Below are 21,018 nucleotides of genomic sequence, written 5' to 3'. Positions count from 1 at the left end.
CTACAACCTGATATCAATACCAGCGGTGAAAGTTTTCGTGGTAGGGTAGCTCATAAATCCAGCTATCTCAGGATCGTACAGCTTAAACTTGGTGATATTAAAGAGGTTGGAACCTGCTAAAAATATTTTCACATCTTTCATACCCAACCTATTTAACACTACCTGAGGCAGGCTGTAGTTAATATTCAGGTATTTCATCCGTAAAAATCCGCCGTTGTACACATTGAAGTTAGAAGTCCAGGTATAGCCTGCTGAATGAGGGTCTCCCCATGGATATATCTTAGGCGTAGTGCCGTTCGGGTTATCTGTAGTCCATGAATCAGCATGGTAAGCAGGTACTTTTCCGCCGCCACCAAAATTTCTGCCCCAGGCATCGTTATACGAAATCTTATATCCGGTAAGGCCAGATACTAACGCCTCTACTGCAAAACCTTTATACGACAGGGCAATATTCAGTCCGTAGGAAATAGGTGCATTGTCTGCGCCGAAATAATTGCCCAGTATCACTCTATCGTAATCGTCTACTTTATTATCAGGTTTCCCGCCTGGTCCGCTCAAATCAGCGAACAGCATATCGCCCAGCGCAGGAGCAACACCATTGATGGTATAACCAGCCGGTAATTTATCCAGGTCTTTTTGTGTACGTATAATACCTAAAGCCTGATAGCCCGTTCCATATGCCAGGGTTTTCCCGTTGGGATTATTAAAATCCTGGGTATTGGCGGCTACATCTTTCCTGATCACTTTATTGGCAGCATAGGTGAATACCCCCTTTATATTATAGCTAAAATCTTTGCCGATATAGTTATTGTAGCCCAACTCAATTTCGATACCCTGGGAATTCACCTGGCCATAATTCTCTGGTGGCAATGTTCCTCCGAACTCGGAAGGCACCGCTAAAATCCTTGTTCCTAAGATATCATAAGAGTGGCGTTTCCAGTAATCAAAGCTGAACCGAACATTCTTAAATAATGTTGCATCCACCCCGATGCCAGCGGAATTTGATTTTTCCCAGGTAAGATTGCTGTTGGGAAGCCCCCCGTAAGATAAACCAGGTACAGATCCTCCGTTAGCGCCCAGGAAATAGGAACTGCCTGAAATAATATATTGTTCCATCCATCTCCATCTGCTATTGGGGTCATCTTTATCCAGCACATCATTACCGGTGGTAGCATAGGATCCTCTCAATTTTAAGAAATCAATGGCGCGCCCCACTGATGATGTACTAAAAAATTGTTCCCTGGAAATTACCCAGCCAGCTGACACCGATGGGAACCAACCCCAGCGCTTATCCGGCGCAAAGTTGGTAGATCCATCTCTACGAACAGATGCTGTAAAAAGGTATTTGGAATCGTAGTCATAGTTGATTCTTCCGATGTAAGACATTCTTCCACTCTCACTTTCACTACCACCGGTTGACCAATCCGCATTGTTGGCACTGGTATATAAAAATTGATCTTTTGCAACCAGCGGGAAATTGTTCCTGGTTACACCAAACCTATTCCAGTAACCTTCAAATTGCTCATATACCAACAGGCCGCCTACGGTGTGTTTACCGAATGTGCGGTCATAATTCACCTGTGCGTTTAACTGGTAATTATTAGTACGCTCATAAGAATTTCCTAAATACGGCGTACCTGGATCACCACTCATAACACTGCCTACCAGTGTATCCGTGTAGATGAGACCATTGGGGCCTGTTTTCTTGAAATTATACAGGGTTTGTTTTTTTGCAAATGTTTTTACAAAGTTGTTATCATAGTTCTTGCTGTAAGTACCTTTTATACTCAGTCCTTTCACCTGCGGTATTTTGTACTCGGCAGTCACCAATGCATCCAGTTGTTGGTTGTTGTTATGCCAGTAACCACCGTTTTTCATCATCTCAATAGGATTCCCTAACCAACCCGGGTTATTTGGTTTACCATCGATATAAGGCGAGGCAAACACGTCCCAGTACAGTAATTTACCCCACAGGTTATTCAGGTCATCGGAACCGTAGTCATAGGTAAAATTGAAACGGCTTCTGGTGCCATAGCTGGTGCTCAGGTTTAAGCCGATCGTAAGGTTTTTCACCAGGTTGGCTTCCACATTGCCGCGCAGGTTGTACTTCTTATAATTTACCTGTGGCAAAAATCCATTTTCACTCACGTAAGAACCTCCTACATATGCTTTTATTTTTTCACTACCGCCAGACACACTCAATGCATAACGCTGACTGTTAGGATTTGTATAAGCGGCTTTGTAATAGTTATCACCGTTGGGATTATTTTTCAATACCCAGTTAATTTCTTCATCGCTTAAGCCGCCATTCACAGATTTACTTAAATTAAGACCATCCTTTACCGGCATATATTCCGGTAGTGCACCCACCCGTTGTGTATTATAGGTAGCATTGAAATTGACTACTGCCAGGCCGGTTTTGCCGGTTTTGGTAGTAACCAGGATGGCGCCATTAGAAGAACGGGAACCATAAATAGCAGCAGAAGATGCATCTTTCAGAATAGTGATATCTGCTACTTCATTAGGATCCAATGCGTCAAAACTAACCTTATCCCTTACGATTCCATCAATCACATACAAGGGTTCCACGGCACTGTTACTAAATGAAGAGGCGGAACGCACTTTCACTTTTGATCCAATACCAGGAGTACCTGTTGGCGAGCTGATAAAAACGCCGGACATACGGCCTGCCAGTGCATTCGATAAATTGGTGGTGGGAATCAAAGCGATATCCTTTGCATTCATGGAGGAAACCGCCGCCGTCATTTTTGCCTTTTTCTGTGTACCATACCCTACTACTACCACGTCTGTTAAGTCGGTGGCTGCGGGATGCAATACAATTGTTACTGGTGTAGCACCAGCCATGGCAAAAGCCGGTCGAAAGCCAGTCATAGTAACTTTCAGCCGGCTACCGGAAGGCACATTCAATTCAAAGTGCCCTACCCCATTGGTAACGACTCCTACCTTAATATTACCTTCCTGGCTCACCGTGGCGCCAGGCAGTGGCGACCCGGTGGAATCTGTAACTGTACCTTTGACAGTAATTTTGTCTTGAGCGTGCAAACGCATACCCTGTAGGACCACGCACAGCAGTGCGATCGCCCACAGCAACGATTTAGATTGGTTCATAGTGAAAATTGTGTAGCTATCTAATTTGTGGAATTATTCATTCATTGTTCCGGTTGATAAAATTCTGAATCTGTTCTAAAGGTCTAATTATCTTGTTCAGAATACCACCCATAATTTGACCATTACAAATACTATTTTTGCAGGCCGGGATTAGCCAATGTGTAACGATCTTTCAAAACAAGCCATGGTAAAGGGTTACATAGAAACGCAAACAATAATCAACTAAGATCTTAGGTGAAAAAACAATAACTATCTAATCTGAAAATTAAACTGGCCGGTACCCAGCAGCCCTTCATCCGTAACTCCTTCTGCTATACCAATGAACTGACGGGTAACATCGGAACAAAAAAACTGAATAGTAGCTTCCCCGTTTTTATCGGTGACCACTACAGGTTTCCATACTAACGTATTTCTTGTGTCAATACCGGGGTTGGTGTCTTTATCATAATCCGGTTCATAAAACTCCCTGCTTTCATAGTAGCCTTTTGTGATGTCCATCTTAGTTAGTCTAAGTAATTCTTCTTCTGTATACTTTGGATAATGATACACCACCTCTTTATGATTATCCCTGGTTAAAATTACTTTGCTTCTATGACTGGTGACCTCTTTTGAAAAGACATGGTAGGTCTTCCCTTCTACCGGCTTTATATTTGTGCGGCCATCCGGGCAATTCAGCCAACCGCATTCACCTACGTAATCGGTATTACCTTCAAACTTTGCGATGCTATCCAGATATCCCAGGTAACGATCTGTATATGCAGGTCCCTTAGCCGCAATAGTGACTTCCTTTAGTGTTTTCCCATAGGGGATATAAGTGGTGTCTACCTGCTTCTTTTCCGCAATAGGGAAGCTATCCGGTAACAGGTACATAACAGGAGGCGGGTTATTGGCTTTCCGGATAACGTCAAATGGATTTACCACCTGGATACTATAAGTATTTTCCTTCTCCGGAAAATACTTAATAAAAAAACGGGTACCCATGGTCAGATCAGCAGGTGTGAGATAAAATTTCCCGGCTTCATCTACTGTAACAAACTGACTCTTTGTTTTATCATAATTATACAACATGAGGGACAGGGGCTTTTTGTCTCTGCCATTTCTTTTATCCGGCGTAACCCATGCCTGTAAGGTATCTGATAAAACAGGCGATGGAGGGCTTTTACGCCAGGTGTAATTACGCCAGCCCTGCGTTAATAAGAGGAGGTCCAGGGCTTCTTTACGGTTAGCATGCGTGCTATCAAAATAATAAGCGGGATGATAGATTGCACCACGTATTTGTGTAGAGAGATAATAATAGCTGTGTATATTGCCTGTATGCGCTGTACTGTGGAACAAGTTGTCGTATATACACAAGCTGAATACCGCAGCAACCGGGGCGCCATTTGCATCCGTGGTTTTAATTTTTAAGACTACTTTTTCTTTTGGATGATATTCGTTTTTCACCTGGCTGAAGCTGATACGAAGGGCCTGCTCTGAATGCAGGTATACCAGGCGCTCTGCTGCTGGTCGTAACAGCTCATCGAAAAGCGTTAACTCTCCCACACCAGCCGGTGCATTTTGAAGCGGAATTTTTACTGTCATACTATCGCTTACTTCACCGGCAGCAACAGACATGACGGTACCTCTGACTTGTAGCCGGAGATAAAATTTACTTTTGCGGGGAAGGTCGTGTGCCAGTATTCTTACCACTAAACTATCTTCTTCTGCCTTCAGTAGCCGCATACTCAGTCCTCCTACTACCGCTGTGGGTAACAGATACAGGCTATCGTTATTGTTATGCAGTTTTACCTGGTAGGTAACGTTTTTTTCCGGTGTAAACAGGAAGCTTCCCATCCCGGCATGCACTGTATTAAAATTCAATACAGGCACCTCTCCTCTTAGCAGCGTTCCTGTTACTTCCAGTGGCTGTCCATTTTGACTAACGGCTTTAAAAGCCACGTGGTTAGGCACCCCTGCCAGCAGGCTTCCTCCTTCCGGAAACAGCTGAAACCGGATAGCGCCAGGGGATGTTGTAACACTTTGTAACTGACGGATTTGCCGGCCTCTGATGTCTTTCGGGTCATTGAACAGGCGGATACGGGCCATGGCATAATAATAACGCTGACCAGCAAAAAAAGAATGAGCGGTATATCCTTTCAGCAGGTATTCCCCATCGGGCAGGGTTTGAGGCAAGTATACGTGACCATAAGACAACCCGTTATTCACCGGGTACATTTCTTCCCATAAAACACTGTCGGAACCTGTTGCCTGTAGTTGCAGGTATAACGTTTTATCAAGTGATGATAAAGTAAAATCCGCGGCATTTAATACAAAAGCATTGAACCAAAGGTCTTCCCCGCAGATATATCTGTCCTTGCTGGTTCGCAGATAAAGCGCCGTTTGCTCAAACGGTTTCAGCGTATCCAACTGGTGAGCCAGCTGATCCATCGGGTCCCGGTTGCCCTGGGAAAAGGAATGGCTGGTAAATAAACACAACGTAAAGGCCAGGCATACCAGGTACTTCATGATACTATTGTACTTTATAAGAAGGTTAACCGACTACTCATTTGTTAAAATAAAAAATATCCGGTAAAATCAATAGCGTTGTTTTAAAAAATTGCGCTCCGGAAAATGTCAATATCCATTCTTATTTTCGTGACATGAACTAAACGTATGTTTTGATGATCTATGTAAGTGAGCCTATCACCACTGCTCCGGCAGTATTTAAAACGGTACTGCAGGAAATGGTGTACCAAACGTTACAAGCGCTGTCCGTGCCCTTTGAGCGCGTTGATACCGATGAAGCCATTACGATGGAGGATTGTATACGGATCAATGAGCAACTGGATATGAAAACAGTGAAGACCTTGTTTCTCTGTAATCGCCAGCAAACAGATTTCTACCTGTTCGTCACTACTGCGGATAAACCTTTTAAAACGAAGGACCTGAGCGCCGCATTGAATATTTCCCGGCTATCATTTGCACCGGTAGCGTTGCTGGACAGTATGTTAGGTACTTCCGTAGGCGCAGCTACTATTTTTGGAGTAATGCTCGACAAAGAGAATAAGATACAAGTGGTTATCGATAAAGATATTCTTTCAGAAGAATGGTATGGTTGCAGTGATGGTACTACTACCGGCTATATGAAAGTACCTATGCATTGGATCATGCCACATTTTCTCGATTATGCGAAGCATGAACCGAAGGTGATTGAGCTATAAAAAGCAGTTAGCGATTAGCTGTTAGTAAAGATGATATTTACTAACAGCTAATCGCTAACTACCTATGAGTTCCTAATATCCTGGGTTAGGTACCAGGTTAGGGTTCAGGGCCAGCTCTATAGCCGGAATTGGGAAAACGCGGCGGAAAACATCGTTATCGGCCGGTTTAAAGCCCCACTTACCTTCAAACTTACCAAAGCGGATCAGGTCATTTCTTCTCCAGGCTTCCCAGGCAAATTCGCGGGCGCGCTCTTCCAGCAGCATAGGCAGTGTAGTACCTACCCATGGTGTAGTGCCTGCACGTGACCGGATTTTATTTACCAGCACATCTGCTGTTTGCAATTCACCTTTTACCACAGTAGGTGTGGCACCGCGAAGGATGGCTTCTGCTTTCATCATGATCACATCTGCCAAACGAAGTACCGGTAAATCGGTGTTCTGGAAACGGGTAGAAGTATTCACGTTCTTGTCAGGATAATACTTAATAGAACGAACGCCTTTCAACTGTCCTTTCAGGTCGTTACCCACATCCAGTTTCGCTTCACCACCTGGTTTCACCGTAAGATCGGGGTATATTTCCACCCACCAGTCGATCGGTGTATCCGGACCTGTGGAAGAAGCATCCAGGGTTTTGGTAGTGGTATGTACAATGTTTTGTGTACCGTCTTTATTATACTGTTTACCAGACAACCAGGTGCCGTTGCGCACATCATTGGGCTGATTGAAGTAAGCATAAAAATCAGGGATGGTGCTTAATGCTACGCTGGGACCAAATGCATCCGGCAGGTCGAAACGTGCCTTCAGGAAAGGATGCAGGCAGAAACGTGTAAAGTGGCAACCAGGGATCAGGTTAGCATCGTAAGGAATGGCAAAGATGGTTTCCTTAATCTGCGGACCATTATCCGGTTTGAAGATGGAAGTATAATCTGCATCGAGCGAATAAGGGGCGTTAATGAGGATACTATCTGCCATCGCTACCGCGTCGGCATAACGTGGTGTACCGGTATAGTACTCTGCATTGAGGTACATTTTCTCCAGGAGGGCAAATGCCAGCCATTTGGTAGCGCGACCGTAAGTGCTGCCATCTACTTTGGTAGTCAGGTCAGGTAAAGCGGCCTTCAGTGTTTTTTCAATAAATGCAAATACTTCTTTACGCGGCTTGGTAGCTGGTGGCGTGGTTACCGGGAAGGAGTCCAGCACCGGAATATTACCATAGAGGTCCATCATAAAGAAATAGAACAGGGAGCGCATTGCCTTCAACTCTGCTACAGACGAAGTTTTGTAAGCGCCGGCAGGTAAGGCATTCATTAAGTTGATGGTGTTATTAGCGATGTTGATACCACCAAATCCCCACTGCCAGGCACTGATAACATAGGGGTGACTGCTGCCCCAGGTATGCAAATGCATGAAGCGGTATTTACCACCATCGTCATAGTTACCATCGCGGGCCGGGATGATGGCTTCATCCGTAGAAAACTCCTGCAACATCCAGTAATCTACTCCATAGCTGAAGCCGGCACCATTCATCCAGTAGGTAGCGTCTCCTGATTTGGTGTTGGCCAACTGTGCGTACACTGCACCAATAGCAGCGGCATAGGAAGCGTTGTTAGAAGGGAAGTTTGAAGGCGTATATTTTGATTCCACATCCACATCCAGCTTGCTGCATGCGGCCAGCGCCGTTAGGGCAAGGAGGAAAATGCAAAGGATTTTTTTAGATCTCATATCTTGATATTTAAACAAACTGATTGATTAGAAAATAGCATTCAGACCAAAGATGAAAGACCGGGTTTTAGGGTAATAGTTCCTGGCGTCAATACCTGGTGTAAGGCCACCGAGGTCTATTTCAGGGTCTATGCCGGTGTATTTGGTGATGGTAAATACGTTATTCACGTTACCGTATACACGTAATTTGCTGATGTAATTGCTCTTGATATTGAATGTGTATCCCAGGGTGAGGTTATCCATACGCAGGTAGGAACCATTTTCCAGGAACCTGTCGGAGATCATGAAAGAGTTCTTATCGTTGTAAGATTCTCCTGCTGTGAACTTCAGGATGTTAGTCACTTTGGCATCTGTTGGTGTATTCAACGCGGCCTTGGTAGCATTCAGGATTTTGTTGCCGGATACGCCACGGATAAATATATTCAGGTCAAATCCTTTCCAGGTGAAGGTATTGCTCCATCCGTACGTGAGGGTAGGCTGTGCGTTGCCTGCACGCATCAGGTCACCGATGGCAGGAGAAGTAGTGACGGTACCATCCGCTTTCTGGTAAGTGGATACACCGTCTTTATCTTTACCCAGGTAGTGGAACAGTGTGAAAGTACCGATAGGTTGGCCTTCCAGTACTTTCTGGCTCCAGTTACCGGATTGGCCTTTACCACCCAGGATGGCCGTAGGGATGTCTTTCAATGTAAAGCGGCCGTTAGACAAAGAGCTGATGCTATTGGTATTGTGCGAAACGTTGGCCGATGTTTTCCAGGAGAAATTTTTGGTGCGTACCGGTTCCGCGTTCAGTACCACTTCCACACCTTTGTTGCTTACTTTTCCCACGTTGGCCAGCAAGGTAGTAGTGATATACTGGGTAGTGGTTACCGGGTAGTTCCAGATAAGGTCAGACGTTTGTTTGTCGTAGTAGTCAACAGCACCGCTCAGTCGTCCGCCAAAGATGGCGAAGTCGATACCGGCGTTGAGCATGCCGGTACGCTCCCATTTGAGGTCGGGGTTGGCATTCTGTACTGGTGCGATGGCGTTAATCAGGTTACCATTATCGTAGTAACGGCCGGTGGTGCTGTATTGCAGTTGTGCCGCCAGCGGATCGAAGCCGAGTGAGTTACCGGAGCTTCCGTAGCTCACGCGCAGCTTCAGGTCGTCGAAGAAGCCATTCTTTTTCATGAAAGGCTCCTGGCTGATACGCCAGCCGGCTGATACTGCAGGAAAATAACCCCAGCGGTTATTTTTACCAAATGCGGAAGATCCATCATTACGCAGGGAGACGAGGAAATAATATTTATCCGCGTATTGGTAGTTGATCCTGCCGTAGTAAGAGATGAGGCGCAGTGTAGTGAGGGTGGTAGAACCGGAGTTATCAAATACGACCGTGCCTGGAGGCGGGTTGCTGAGCGCCAGGTTATTCCAGGTGAGTGCATCGCTACCGAACCCTTGTGTGGTAACACCGAAGCCGTCGCCGTTGTGGTCTTCCTGCCAGGAGTAACCGGCCAACACTTTGAAGTTATGTTTGCCTACTGTTTTATCGTAGTTAAAATAAGATTCGATGATATTGCGTGCATTGGTCCAGGCAAGGCGGGTAGCTTTACCGTTCAGGCCTTTTGCCAGTACCGACAGGCTGTTGTAGTATACGTTCCTGGTTACCTGGTCACGTTGTGTGGTGAGGCTTAGCGTATAAGTGAGGCCGGGCAGGATCTTTACTTCTGCCAGTCCGTTAGCGAGGAACTTATTAATTTTTGTTTCGTCGTTGTTATTCTCAATCAGCGAAACCGGGTTATTACTTCCCCGGATATTACCCGCATAATCTTCTGTATAGTTACCATCGGGGCGTTTAACCAGTACCGTTGGCAGGTAGTTGAGCATGTTGCCGAAAACGGCATCGGGTACGTTGTTCTGGGTAGTAGACGTATTAAAGAGATTTAAAGACAGGCGGAGGCGGTCATCAAACGCACGCTGATCGATGTTAGCCCGCACTCCCAGTCTGTTCAGCGACGAAGTTTTGATGATACCCGGATTATTGAGGTAGTTTACGCTAAAGCCATAGGTGGTATTTTTAGCACCGCCCATTAAGGAGAGGTTATGATTCTGAGAAACGGCATCACGTTGTACTTCCTTTTGCCAATCGGTGTTTACAGGGGTGGTAGTACCCGGGTATACATCGTTGTTGGCGGCTGCCAGCACCTGGCCATTATCGGCGAGGTATTTACGTAGTTCGTCGCCGGTGAGTACTTCCAAACGTTTCGATACTTTTTCCAGTCCCACGTATGCGTTATAGGCAATACGTAGCTGATCTCCTTTAGGGCGACGGGTGGTTACCATGATTACACCGTTTGCGGCCCTGGCACCATAGATGGCTGTAGACGCACCATCTTTGAGTACGTCGATAGTAGCAATATCATCCGGTGCCACCATATCAATAGGTGCGCCGGGCACGCCGTCCACTACGTAGAATGGCTCCTGGGCGCCGCTGCGCAGCGTAGAAGGTCCTCTTAATATAACGGTTGGGTTTTGGTTCGGGTTACCACTTTTAGTGATGGTCAAACCAGGCACCTTACCCTGCAGCAGCATAGAAGGGGAAGCGATGACCCCCTGTGTAAATTCACCGGAATTTACAGAGCTGATAGCGCCAATAACGTTCTTCTTGCTGGTTTTACCATACCCGGTGATCACCACATCGTTGAGTTGTTTCAACTGTGGAGCCAGTGATATGTTGAGGGTATGGGAGCCATTTACGGAAACCTCTTTGCTTTCATAACCCACAAATGCAATGTGCAGTGTGCTGTTACTACCGGCAACGTCTAAACGATACTTGCCTTCTGCATCTGTTACTACCCCCGTACGGGTGCCGGCTTCAGAGATGCTCACGCCGGGAATTGGTTGATTTTTGTCGTCGGTAATTTTGCCCTGGATCCTGAATTTGTCCTGCGCCTGTACCGGCGACAGGGCCAGACAAAGGCAGGCAATCCAGCACAGGAAAGCTGGCAGCAGTTTTACAGGAAACCGCAATAAAAACCTACATTGATAGATTTTGTTCATAAAGCAATCTTTAAGTGGCTTGTTTGTTTTAAATGTTAATGGCTGCTGTTCTTGAATGGAAGATGCATTAGCTTAAAATTCGCCAGGCGTAAAGCATTCGGTGCAATTTTGTTAAATACGTTCATGTTTGATCGATAAGGAGTATTTACGCCATAAAACTAAATATGATGCTGTTGAATTAATAGCAGATCGTGTTATCAGATTATTATCTTAATATCAACTGGTTGAATTTGCTTACCTGTAGTGCTTTTCAGACAAACCTATGCCGTACTGCGGACTTTCCTGTACACAACGACGATATACGTACTACTTATTTCTGAGGAAGGAATTATTGGCTACATCCCGCCACAGGAATAGATTTCATCGAAACAGATGACTATTGAATTTTATTGCTCAAAAAAAATTGCCTGTAACTGCTGATTGTTATTTTTGATAAGGGTGTTCCAAATGCACAATGCCGGATATAGAAATTGGTGTTCATGAACAGCAGGCTACATAAAAAAATGTACACAGCGAAAAGGCCTGCTGGCAATCAATTCAGCCTAAGCTTCGACTGATCATTGCCTGTTATGTCCCTCCCGGGCAGCTGACCAATACGGTGAAAAGATGTTAATTCCTCATAAAGCAAATATGATTTCTTTTTTTAAGAAACAGTACGTGGAACCAACTACGACCAAATTAGTATTTCACTTGGAAGAAAGAAAAAAAAATTTTGTTTTCCGGGAGATCCGAAAGTGTAAAATATTGCGCCGTTGGGCCATGCAGGCTAACGAAATCGGTTTCGTAATATGCAGTGAGCCCATGTAACAATGGCTATTTTGTACCGCTTTTTCCGGTAGAAAGAAAATACCTGTGCCAACATGGATTGGAAAGAATGGTGTTTGCTTTTTTAAATGGTGGAATAAAATAGCCCACATGATTTCCGGCATATTATTTAATCTTCCCACATCCATCTAAATATCCTAATTTCGATCCGATTTTATTCAATTCACTACCATTGGCACAACCATACAAAATAGCAACGCTATCCTCTTCCGATCTTTTAAACGGCCTCAAAGAGCCCTATTATCATATCCTGTTTTTCGAAGGAACCGCGGATTTTTCTATCGACTTCAATAGCTACACCGCCTCCGGGAAAACCATTATTTTCCTGTCGCCCTACCAATTTTTTAAATGGATAAGTCCCAAACCGGTTGACGTGAGCGCCATTATTTTTCACGGCGATTTTTACTGCATAGAATATCATAAAAAAGAAGTGGCCTGTAATGGTCTTCTCTTTAATAATATTTACCAGCATCCGCACATTACGGTATCCGGGGAGACTTTTACAGAAGTGAGCTATATTATTGAAAAGATGAAGGCTTATAATAATGAGCAGGACGGATTTGATATTGCCATCCTGAGGTCATACCTTCAACTGGTGTTGGCCCTCTGCAGTAAAGAAAAGCAGCAACAGCTCGAAAAACGCACCGTTGATCATAACGATCATAAAACGATCACGGACTTTCAAAATACATTGGAAGCCCATTACCTGCAATCCAAAGATGTTTCTTTTTATGCCGCCATGTATGGATTATCTGTAAATGCCTTCAGCAAGAAGATTAAACTTTATTCCGGAAAAACGCCTACGCTGCTTATCCGGGATCGCATTGTACTGGAAGCTAAAAAATTATTGCACTTAACGAACAAACCTATCAAAGAAATTGCCAGCGACTTGAATTTTGAGGATGAATTTTATTTCAGCCGGTATTTCAAAAAAGAAATAGGGGTATCCCCGAAGCAGTTCCGGGAAACGGTAGGTATTTCCATAGTGGCTAAATAGTCTAGGTTATTTCATCTTTCGTCCATTTGCTATGATGCCCAAAGGGCCGTCCTTTGTATAAAAAAGTTATGAAGGAGTATAGCAGCAAAGCCCCCTGGTTATTGACATTACTGGCAGCCGGACAAACGAAATATATTCACCTGGTGAGAATAAGCATCTTTGTGGTGATGGCCTGGATAGGTGGGCTCAAAGCGTTTCCCTATGAGGCAGAGGGCATTGTTCCATTTGTCATCAATAGTCCTGTTATGCAATTTTTTTATCATCATGCGGGCGAAACGGCGGTCAATGATAAAGGCCTCTCCGTTCCGGCGTATACGCTGTATAAAAACCCGGAAGGAAAGATGGTGGCCAAAAATATCGCCTGGCACAAAGAAAACGGTACTTATACCTTCGCTTATGCACTGGGAACGGTTATTGTGGCTATTGGCGTACTGGTGTTAGCCGGCATCTGGTTTCCCAAAGCCGGTGTAGCAGGTGGCATACTTACTTTCGGGATGTCATTGGTCACCTTATCGTTCCTGGTAACTACCCCGGATGTATATGTACCCAATCTCGGAGGAGATTCTCCCACCCTGCAATATGGTTTCCCTTATTTATCGGGTGCCGGACGTTTGGTGTTGAAAGATGTGATTATGATGGCTGCCGGCCTCATTACGGCCTCTGACAGTGCCGGCAAGATCCTGAAAAACCATCGTTGAAAAACGGTAGCCGGTGCGATATCACATCTCCCCAAAAACAACTCCGCTAAACTTTACTTTATTCTTTTTGTTAAACGGATAGCGTAACATTTTAAATTCCTGGTATGCAAAAAGCCGCTGCAACAAATAATCCATGGCCCGTACTTTCCTTTAACGATTGGAAAGACACCCTCGCCACTGTACACCTCTGGACACAGATAGTGGGAAAAATCCGTTTGCGTAAAATGCCCTGGTTAAATCACTCCTGGCATGTTACCCTGTATGTAACGCCGGATGGCTTAAGTACGGGGAGTGTACCGTACCAGCATGGTATATTCCAGATCGACTTTAACTTCATGCAGCATCAGCTGATCATTATAACGAGTATGGGTAAACGGGAGATGGTAGCACTACAACCCAGAACAGTGGCCAGTTTCTACCAGGAGCTTTTTGAAAAGCTGAATGCCCTGTCCATTGACGTGCGCATCAACACCATGCCCAGTGAGATCCCGGATGCGATTCCTTTTGAAAAAGATACCATACATCAGTCGTACGATGCCGGCAAAATGGAAGATTTCTGGTTGGCGCTGGTGAAAATACATAATGTGTTTACCCGCTTCAAAACCCGGTTCACCGGCAAATGCAGCCCGGTACACTTCTTCTGGGGGGCTTTCGACCTGGCAGTTACCCGGTTTTCGGGCAGGGACGCGCCCCCGCACCAGGGACAGGCACCTAATATGCCGGCAGCAGTTATGCAGGAAGCCTACTCCAAAGAGGTCAGCTCCTGTGGCTTCTGGCCAGGCAGCGAACAGTATCCGCACGCGGTGTTTTATGCCTATTGCTACCCCACTCCTGCCACCTTTGCGGAACAGCCGGTTAAGCCGGCCGCTGCTTTTTACAGCACCGATATGGGAGAATTTATGCTGCCTTACACTGCCGTGCAAACGGCAGAAAATCCAGAAGCCACCTTACTGGATTTCCTTCAGTCGACCTACGAAGCGGCAGCCAATACCGCCCACTGGGACCGCGCGGCCCTGGAATGCGACCTCTCCCACCTGGAAACGGCCTTTGGCTGCTTTAAAGAAGACACCTGATTTATTTCTTTAACAACTTATTATTGACGATTTTTTCCAGCACCTCTTCTTTCTGGTATTTACTGATAGGGACTTCATAAGTCCCCATGTGCAGGATATTACCTTCAATAGCGCTGATATGATTCATGTTCACCAGGTAAGACTTATGCGGTTGAAAGAACTGTCGTGGCGGCAGCTTTTCCTGTACTGACTTCAGCGTGGCATGGGTTACTATCTTTTTATCTACCGTATAAAAAGCCACATAATTCCCCAAGGCTTCGGCAAACAGGATGTCGTTGAATAACACCTTTTCGAGTTTGGTATCAGACTTAATAAAAATATAAGGCTGATCACCGGGTTGCTGCACGCTGAAATAATCGTACGCTTTATTGGCGGCCTTTAGGAAGCGCTCAAAAGAAATCGGCTTCACCAGGTAATCCAGTACATCCAGCTCAAAGCCTTGTATAGCGTATTGCTCGTAGGCCGTAGTAAAAATCACCTTGGGTGGATGCTGGAGGCTCTTCAGGAATTCGATACCTGTCATATACGGCATTTCGATATCGAGAAACAACAAATCTATCGCGGGCTGTTGTTTCAAAACAGTGTTTAGCTCTATCGCATTTTCGCAGGTAGTAACTACATCGAGGAAACCTGTTTTAGCTGCATAGCCTTGCAATCCTTTAGCGGCCAGTGGTTCATCGTCGGTAATGATACATTTTATATGAAGGCGTTCCATCAGTTCAATGTTAATTTTAATTCAGCAAAAAAGGTATCTCCCGTTACCTGCGTGGTAAGCGTATGTGCGTTGGGGTACAATAGCTGTAGTCGTCTTTTCAGGTTATCCAGTCCTATGCCGCCTTTACGGGTGATGCCAATATTTTCCGGAATGGCGTTTTCAACTGCAAAACAGATGGCTCCCCCTTGTTTGGTCATCTGCATACGGAGATGAAAATGACCGCCTACGTATTTAAAGGCATTTTCTACCAGCGGCAAAAACAACAACGGATATACCTGTTCTTCGCGAAGTTGTTCATCGAAATATACACTTAATTGCAGCTTTTTAGAAGACCGTATTTGTTGTAAGTCGATGAAGTTTTGCAGGTATTGTATTTCCTGCCTGATACTTACTGTTTGCTGCTGGTCATACAACTGGTATCGCAGCAATTCCGAAAACCGTTCCACCGTTTTCTTGGCGGCGGCAACATCCTCATCCATCTGGAAGTAAATCGTATTCAGGGCATTAAAAAGGAAATGCGGATGATATTGGGCCCTTAAAAATTTCAGTTCCGTTTGCAGCTGATCGTTCGCTATTTTTTCCAGCTGTAATTGATTTTGTACGTATGCCTGCAGAAAGATGTTACTCCGCCGCACGCCATAATAAATCAACGAATACAGCAAGGGGATAATGTTGATATCCACCACATCGTACCATTGCAAACCGTCATCTGTAAAGGCGGCCATGGGAAGCAAGGTTACATTTTGTACTACCAGGTTGAGCAGGCAAACATATCCCAATTCATTGGCGACACTTCTATAGGAAAAGCCAGCGGCTCTTTTCTCATCAAAAAAACGAAACAACCTGTTGAGCAACCATATGAAAATGTAGCCCATAACAATACTGCACAGTATCTCCGTGGTATTGAGCAACAGCGGCCGGTGCCAGAACCGCATTCCAGAGCTGCTGTCTGCCAGGAGACGGATAGTATAATATACCAGCATCCCATACAGCGCAGGGAACAGATATGTCCAGAATGTCCGTTTCATCATTGGTGAAAGTTACAATTTATTATACGGTTACGGCTTCAGCGGGTATTGACAGCAGGGTATCTTCCTGCCGTTTCTTCCTTTCCTTCCGTTGCCGGGGTTTCATGCCAAACAGGAAACGCATCACGCCGAAAGGCCGGATAAATAAATGAAAGATCCCCATACTCAATATCAACGTTACCACAACGGTAAACACATATTTCAATGCTATCTCATCCTGCGTTTGTGCGATGTAGTAAGTGAGTATCACAATCACCGTTTGATGCAGGATATAAAAAGGATAGGCAGCTTCGTTGAGATAGGGTAATGCCGGGCTTTTCCGGTTGAGATATTGCTTACCATATCCAATAATAGCAAATACCCACATCCATGCTGCTATCGCCGAAATTGCCAGGAATACAAAAGTGCCGGCTGCATGTTTGTAGTCATCAAATACCATCCAGGGCTCCAGCTTATTCCAGCGCAGGTAATTGATCACGAGGGTTAACAGAAAGGCAATGGTCAGTGACAGGCGGCGATTGCGCTCCAGGCTATCCATCCATGTGGGATTGGCAATACAGAAAAAGCCGGCGAGTACGTAAAATAACCAATAGAGCAGGTAGGCGTAATCGCCGACCAGCATATTGGTTTCAGGAAATTTCAATGTCATAAAGGTGTACACCAGCACACCCGGGATGATCAATAAATAAACAAATGCACCGCGGGACATCCAGTTGGCCTTTTGTAACAATGCCTTTCCTTTGGCGGAAGTAAACCATACAAATACGGGGGCAAACACAATATCATAAGCCAGCAGATAACATATAAACCACAGGTGATGCCAGCTGATATTTCCTTTAGGGTAAGTACCAGAAGTAAACATATGCCGGAAAAAATCCCAATAATTACCATGAAAGCCCTGTGTGAGTCGCTCCATATATATCTGCGGCGGTACAATTACCAGCATTCCCATTAGCAGTGGAACAAACAACCGCCGGAACCGCAAACCAATAAATCCACCGCCGGATCTACGTTGCAGCATGTAATAGCTTACTGTTCCGGAAATAAAGAACAGCAGGGGCATACGGAAACGATGGGTAAAATCATTGAATTCCAGCAGCATATAGCTGGTTTCTTTATTCTTGAGATGCCAGGACCATTCGGCTACATAAGGCATGGCGGAGTGAAAAAATAGTACACAAAGGATCGCTAATACTCTCAGCCAATCCAAATAAGCCTGTCTGTCGGGTGATTGTGGTTGCATAAAACAGATTTTATACAAACTTATTGGTGGCGGGCGGGGTGTTAAAAGATATTTGACGTTTGGGCGGATTCTGGTGGTGAAAAGTTATTTCTTAAAAAAAGGGCTTCCTTCGAATGGTTCGGTTTGTTGTATCCATTGTGGTGGAATAGTATGTTCTCCGGCAGATAGGATCACGATGCTGCCTACGATGGCGGCAATCGTATCGCGGTCGCCCAGGCCGCTGACTGCTTTCCATAGAGCGGCTTCCATATTATCATTATGATGTGCCACGCACCAGAGGGCAAAAGGAACGGTATCCTGGGCCGTTAGCTGCGTTCCATTCCCCAAAGCCGCTACAATGGTCCGTATATCGTAGTTCAGTGGCAGGGTGGCCGCTTTCTTTATCTTGTATTTTACATCGCTTTCCGGTGTATGCGATACTACCCATTCAAAGAAATGGTTCGCCGGTATAGGGCCTTTGCTGGCACAAACAGCTGCGGCTACAGCCACTGCTACCGCCCCGGCTACTGCTTCGGGATGGGCGTGCGTTACGGCTGCTGCTAACGTGGCCTGTGTGATGACTTGTGGTATATGATGGTGAAAGTACGCGCCAATCGGACCAGAACGCATTGCGGCGCCATTCCCCATAGAACCCATCCCGTCAAAAACATTGTTGCTTACCTCCTGCCAATGTTTACCAGCGCCAATATCTTTCAGAATAGCATGGGCAGTACCTCCATATCCACGATAGTCGTCCAACTGATAATTACTGGCAAACATCTTCGCTAACTGATCCTGACGGATCTCTCCATATTCGGCCAGGATACGATATATACCAATACCCATCACCGTATCATCCGTAAATAACCAGGTACCTGGCTGTAATTGCCGGTGATAAATCCTTTCAGCAATGCTATCTTCCTTTCCAAAAAAAGTTTCGCCGAAGGCATCTCCAATGGATAAGCCCAGCAGAGATTTCCTGGCAGATAAAAGCGCGTCATTTGTCAGCATATAAAAAGTAATCATCAAATATACTTTACTCTACCCAAAAAAAATCCGCCACCACCGGGCATTTCCCATAAAAAACCTGTTTTTTTAAAAAATTTTCGCCATTGGATGTCCAATTTGATTTAAGTCAGTCATTATTCCTGTATACAAACAAATATTCAACAAATAAATAAACGTATCATGGAACCAAGAATTAACTATTTTCAGAAAGGACAGGGCGCATTCAAGGCATTAAACGGTATTGGAGCCTATCTCTCTAAATCCATTATTGAACAACCACTGTTGCACCTGATTTACTTCCGGGTATCCCAAATCAATGGTTGTGCTTTTTGCCTGGACATGCACTCTAAAGATCTGCGCGCCATCGGGGAAACAGAACAACGCCTTTATATGTTAAATGCATGGAGAGACTCTCCTGTTTATACTAACCGCGAACGGGCTGCCTTTGCATGGGTAGAAGCTGTTACCAAGGCACATGTACCGGATGAAGTATATGCCAGCTGCAGGGAAGTATTTTCTGAAGAAGAACTGGTCGACTTAACCATGGCAGCAATTGCAATTAACAGCTACAATCGCCTGAATGCCGCCTTCCTCCCTACAGCAGGGGGTTATCAGCCAGGTATGTTCACCAGTAAGTAAATTAAATTCGTACATTCACTCACTTTTTAAATAGATTATGTCATGAAAGAATTCATGTTAATATTTCGTCAGCCAAGTTACGATTACTCACAGGCCACACCAGCAGAAATGCAGGCCCTCGCCAAGAAATGGGGCGATTGGGCAGGTGGTATTGCAGCACAAGGAAAATTAGCAGCACCTGGTCGCCGGCTGGATTTGAATGGTAAAGTATTGAAAGCAGGCGGTGTGATTACCGACGGACCTTTTGTTGAAATCCGCGAACGCCTGGGTAGCTTTATCATTGTGAAAGCAGATTCGTTGGATGAAGCCACTACATTAGCACATGGTTGCCCGGCGCTGGACGCAAATGGCAGCGTGGAAATAAGACCTATTATGGGTTAGCTAAAAGCAGAAAGCTATTATGGAGAATGATTCAAGCGAACATTATCAATAACATTTTTTCAAAATCCACTCCCTCCCGGGAGTGGGTTTTGTTGTCAATATGGAAAACCAACAGACTTCTTTAAAGCATTTATTTCAGCAGGAATTTTCCAAAATGGTGGCGGTGATCAGCCGTCGCTACGGATTACAGCATATTGAAATAGCGGAAGATATTGTCAGCGAAACCTTTTTGCTGGCCACGGAAACCTGGGAAGAGAAAGGTATTCCCCCCAATCCTACCGCCTGGTTGTATACCGTTGCCAAACAAAAAACACTGTATTACTTCCGCAGAAATGACATCTTTGAAAAGAAAGTAATGCCGGTATTAACCGCCAGGGAGGAAACTACCATAGAAAATGATGACTTCAGCTTTTCTGCCCAGCAAATAAAAGATAGCCAGCTGCAAATGCTTTTTGCCATCTGTACTCCCGCCATTGCCAGCGAGGCACAAATAGGGCTGGCATTGCGGATCCTTTGCGGTTTTGGCATCGATGAAATTGCAGAAGCCTTTTTATCCAATAAAGAAACGATCAATAAACGATTATTCAGGGCCAAAGAAAAGCTGCGTACCGAAAATATCCGGATGGAATTACCCCCCGAACGCGAAATCGTGAACCGGCTCGATAATGTACTGCACATCATTTACCTGCTTTTCAGTGAAGGCTACTACTCACAAACACAGAACCAGATCTTACAGAAAGATCTCTGCATAGAGGCCCTGCGACTGGGGTTGATGCTCACCGACTACGACAGCACCAATCTCCCTAAAACCAATGCCCTCATTGCATTGATGTGTTTCCACGCCTCCCGGTTTGACGCCCGGCAATTGAACGACGACACCGTTGTGTTGTATGAAGAACAAAATGAAGCCCTGTGGGATCAGGCGTTGATCAACCAGGGACAATACTTCCTGTCGCTCTCTGCACAGGGAGATGAAGTGAGCTCTTACCACCTGGAAGCCAGGATTGCTTATTGGCATTGCATTAAGGAAGATACCCCTGAAAAGTGGGAGCACATTCTTCAATTGTATAACGAACTGCTGATGATCAACTATTCTCCCAGTGTGGCGCTCAACAGAACCTTTGCCCTGTATAAAGCCAACGGGGCTAAAGTAGCGCTGGCAGAAGCAGAAAAATTACAACTGGAGAATAATCATTTTTATTTTTTACTGCTGGGGGAATTGTATAAAGAACTAGATGCTAAAAAAGCGCTGATGAATTGGCAGAAAGCGTATGATTTGGCAAAAACGCCCACAGAAAAACAAGGCATTAAAGAAAAGATGAACACCCTTCTCTAATAGGCG

General features: G+C 45.1%; 15 protein-coding genes. 7 read left to right on the top strand and 8 right to left on the bottom strand.

Annotated elements, in window-relative coordinates; genetic code table 11:
* Together AC5ZC7_RS05715 and AC5ZC7_RS05710 are read right to left on the bottom strand one after the other, a co-directional pair.
* Window positions 1–3,129, bottom strand: a complete 3,129-nt coding sequence (locus tag AC5ZC7_RS05715; protein ID WP_496160555.1) for a SusC/RagA family TonB-linked outer membrane protein — start codon at window positions 3,127–3,129, stop codon at window positions 1–3.
* Between the two features lie 249 nt (window positions 3,130–3,378).
* Window positions 3,379–5,634, bottom strand: a complete 2,256-nt coding sequence (locus AC5ZC7_RS05710; protein ID WP_496160556.1) for a hypothetical protein — start codon at window positions 5,632–5,634, stop codon at window positions 3,379–3,381.
* A gap of 155 nt (window positions 5,635–5,789) precedes the next feature.
* Here AC5ZC7_RS05710 and AC5ZC7_RS05705 point away from each other — a divergent pair, with 155 nt between their 5' ends.
* Window positions 5,790–6,329, top strand: a complete 540-nt coding sequence (locus AC5ZC7_RS05705; RefSeq protein WP_496160683.1) for a YbaK/EbsC family protein — start codon at window positions 5,790–5,792, stop codon at window positions 6,327–6,329.
* Window positions 6,330–6,401: 72 nt separating this feature from the next.
* Here AC5ZC7_RS05705 and AC5ZC7_RS05700 read toward each other — a convergent pair whose 3' ends face one another.
* Both AC5ZC7_RS05700 and AC5ZC7_RS05695 read right to left on the bottom strand, forming a co-directional pair.
* On the bottom strand, window positions 6,402–8,051 hold the full coding sequence (locus AC5ZC7_RS05700) for a RagB/SusD family nutrient uptake outer membrane protein (RefSeq protein WP_496160557.1): 1,650 nt from the start codon (window positions 8,049–8,051) through the stop codon (window positions 6,402–6,404).
* 27 nt (window positions 8,052–8,078) lie between these two features.
* The gene (locus tag AC5ZC7_RS05695) at window positions 8,079–11,090 is read right to left on the bottom strand and encodes a SusC/RagA family TonB-linked outer membrane protein (RefSeq protein ID WP_496160558.1); all 3,012 of its coding nucleotides are present in this window, start codon (window positions 11,088–11,090) and stop codon (window positions 8,079–8,081) included.
* Between the two features lie 997 nt (window positions 11,091–12,087).
* Here AC5ZC7_RS05695 and AC5ZC7_RS05690 point away from each other — a divergent pair.
* From AC5ZC7_RS05690 to AC5ZC7_RS05680, 3 genes are all read left to right on the top strand, one after another.
* Window positions 12,088–12,912 (top strand): helix-turn-helix domain-containing protein, encoded by an 825-nt coding sequence (locus AC5ZC7_RS05690; protein ID WP_496160559.1) that lies wholly within the window; start codon window positions 12,088–12,090, stop codon window positions 12,910–12,912.
* Window positions 12,913–12,980: 68 nt separating this feature from the next.
* Window positions 12,981–13,610 carry a DUF417 family protein gene (locus AC5ZC7_RS05685; protein ID WP_496160560.1) on the top strand — a complete coding sequence of 210 codons (630 nt, stop codon included), beginning with the start codon at window positions 12,981–12,983 and terminating at the stop codon, window positions 13,608–13,610.
* A 104-nt stretch (window positions 13,611–13,714) separates the two neighbouring features.
* Window positions 13,715–14,683, top strand: coding sequence for a DUF5996 family protein (locus AC5ZC7_RS05680; protein ID WP_496160561.1), 969 nt, complete (start codon window positions 13,715–13,717; stop codon window positions 14,681–14,683).
* A 1-nt stretch (window position 14,684) separates the two neighbouring features.
* Here the strand turns inward: AC5ZC7_RS05680 and AC5ZC7_RS05675 are convergent, their stop codons facing one another.
* The 4 genes from AC5ZC7_RS05675 to AC5ZC7_RS05660 all read right to left on the bottom strand — a co-directional run bounded on the left by AC5ZC7_RS05675 (window position 14,685) and on the right by AC5ZC7_RS05660 (window position 18,674).
* Window positions 14,685–15,398: a LytTR family transcriptional regulator DNA-binding domain-containing protein gene (locus AC5ZC7_RS05675; protein ID WP_496160562.1), complete on the bottom strand. Its 714-nt coding sequence runs from the start codon at window positions 15,396–15,398 to the stop codon at window positions 14,685–14,687.
* On the bottom strand, window positions 15,398–16,429 hold the full coding sequence (locus tag AC5ZC7_RS05670) for a histidine kinase (protein ID WP_496160563.1): 1,032 nt from the start codon (window positions 16,427–16,429) through the stop codon (window positions 15,398–15,400). The genes AC5ZC7_RS05675 and AC5ZC7_RS05670 overlap by 1 nt, the downstream gene beginning before the upstream one ends.
* Window positions 16,430–16,448: 19 nt before the next feature.
* Window positions 16,449–17,669, bottom strand: coding sequence for an acyltransferase family protein (locus AC5ZC7_RS05665; RefSeq protein WP_496160564.1), 1,221 nt, complete (start codon window positions 17,667–17,669; stop codon window positions 16,449–16,451).
* A gap of 84 nt (window positions 17,670–17,753) precedes the next feature.
* Entirely contained in the window at window positions 17,754–18,674 is a 921-nt protein-coding gene (locus tag AC5ZC7_RS05660; protein ID WP_496160565.1) for an ADP-ribosylglycohydrolase family protein, read from the bottom strand.
* Between the two features lie 162 nt (window positions 18,675–18,836).
* On the opposite strand from AC5ZC7_RS05660, the gene AC5ZC7_RS05655 reads away from it, so the two are divergent.
* The 3 genes from AC5ZC7_RS05655 (at window position 18,837) to AC5ZC7_RS05645 (ending at window position 21,012) form a co-directional block, all read left to right on the top strand.
* Window positions 18,837–19,295: a carboxymuconolactone decarboxylase family protein gene (locus AC5ZC7_RS05655; RefSeq protein WP_496160566.1), complete on the top strand. Its 459-nt coding sequence runs from the start codon at window positions 18,837–18,839 to the stop codon at window positions 19,293–19,295.
* Window positions 19,296–19,337: 42 nt separating this feature from the next.
* Window positions 19,338–19,676: a YciI family protein gene (locus AC5ZC7_RS05650; protein WP_496160567.1), complete on the top strand. Its 339-nt coding sequence runs from the start codon at window positions 19,338–19,340 to the stop codon at window positions 19,674–19,676.
* Between the two features lie 100 nt (window positions 19,677–19,776).
* Window positions 19,777–21,012 carry a DUF6596 domain-containing protein gene (locus AC5ZC7_RS05645; protein WP_496160568.1) on the top strand — a complete coding sequence of 412 codons (1,236 nt, stop codon included), beginning with the start codon at window positions 19,777–19,779 and terminating at the stop codon, window positions 21,010–21,012.
* Window positions 21,013–21,018: the final 6 nt, after the last annotated feature.

Source organism: Chitinophaga sp. 9-1-y, assembly GCF_059511905.2.
This window is presented reverse-complemented; position numbering and strand designations above follow the sequence as displayed.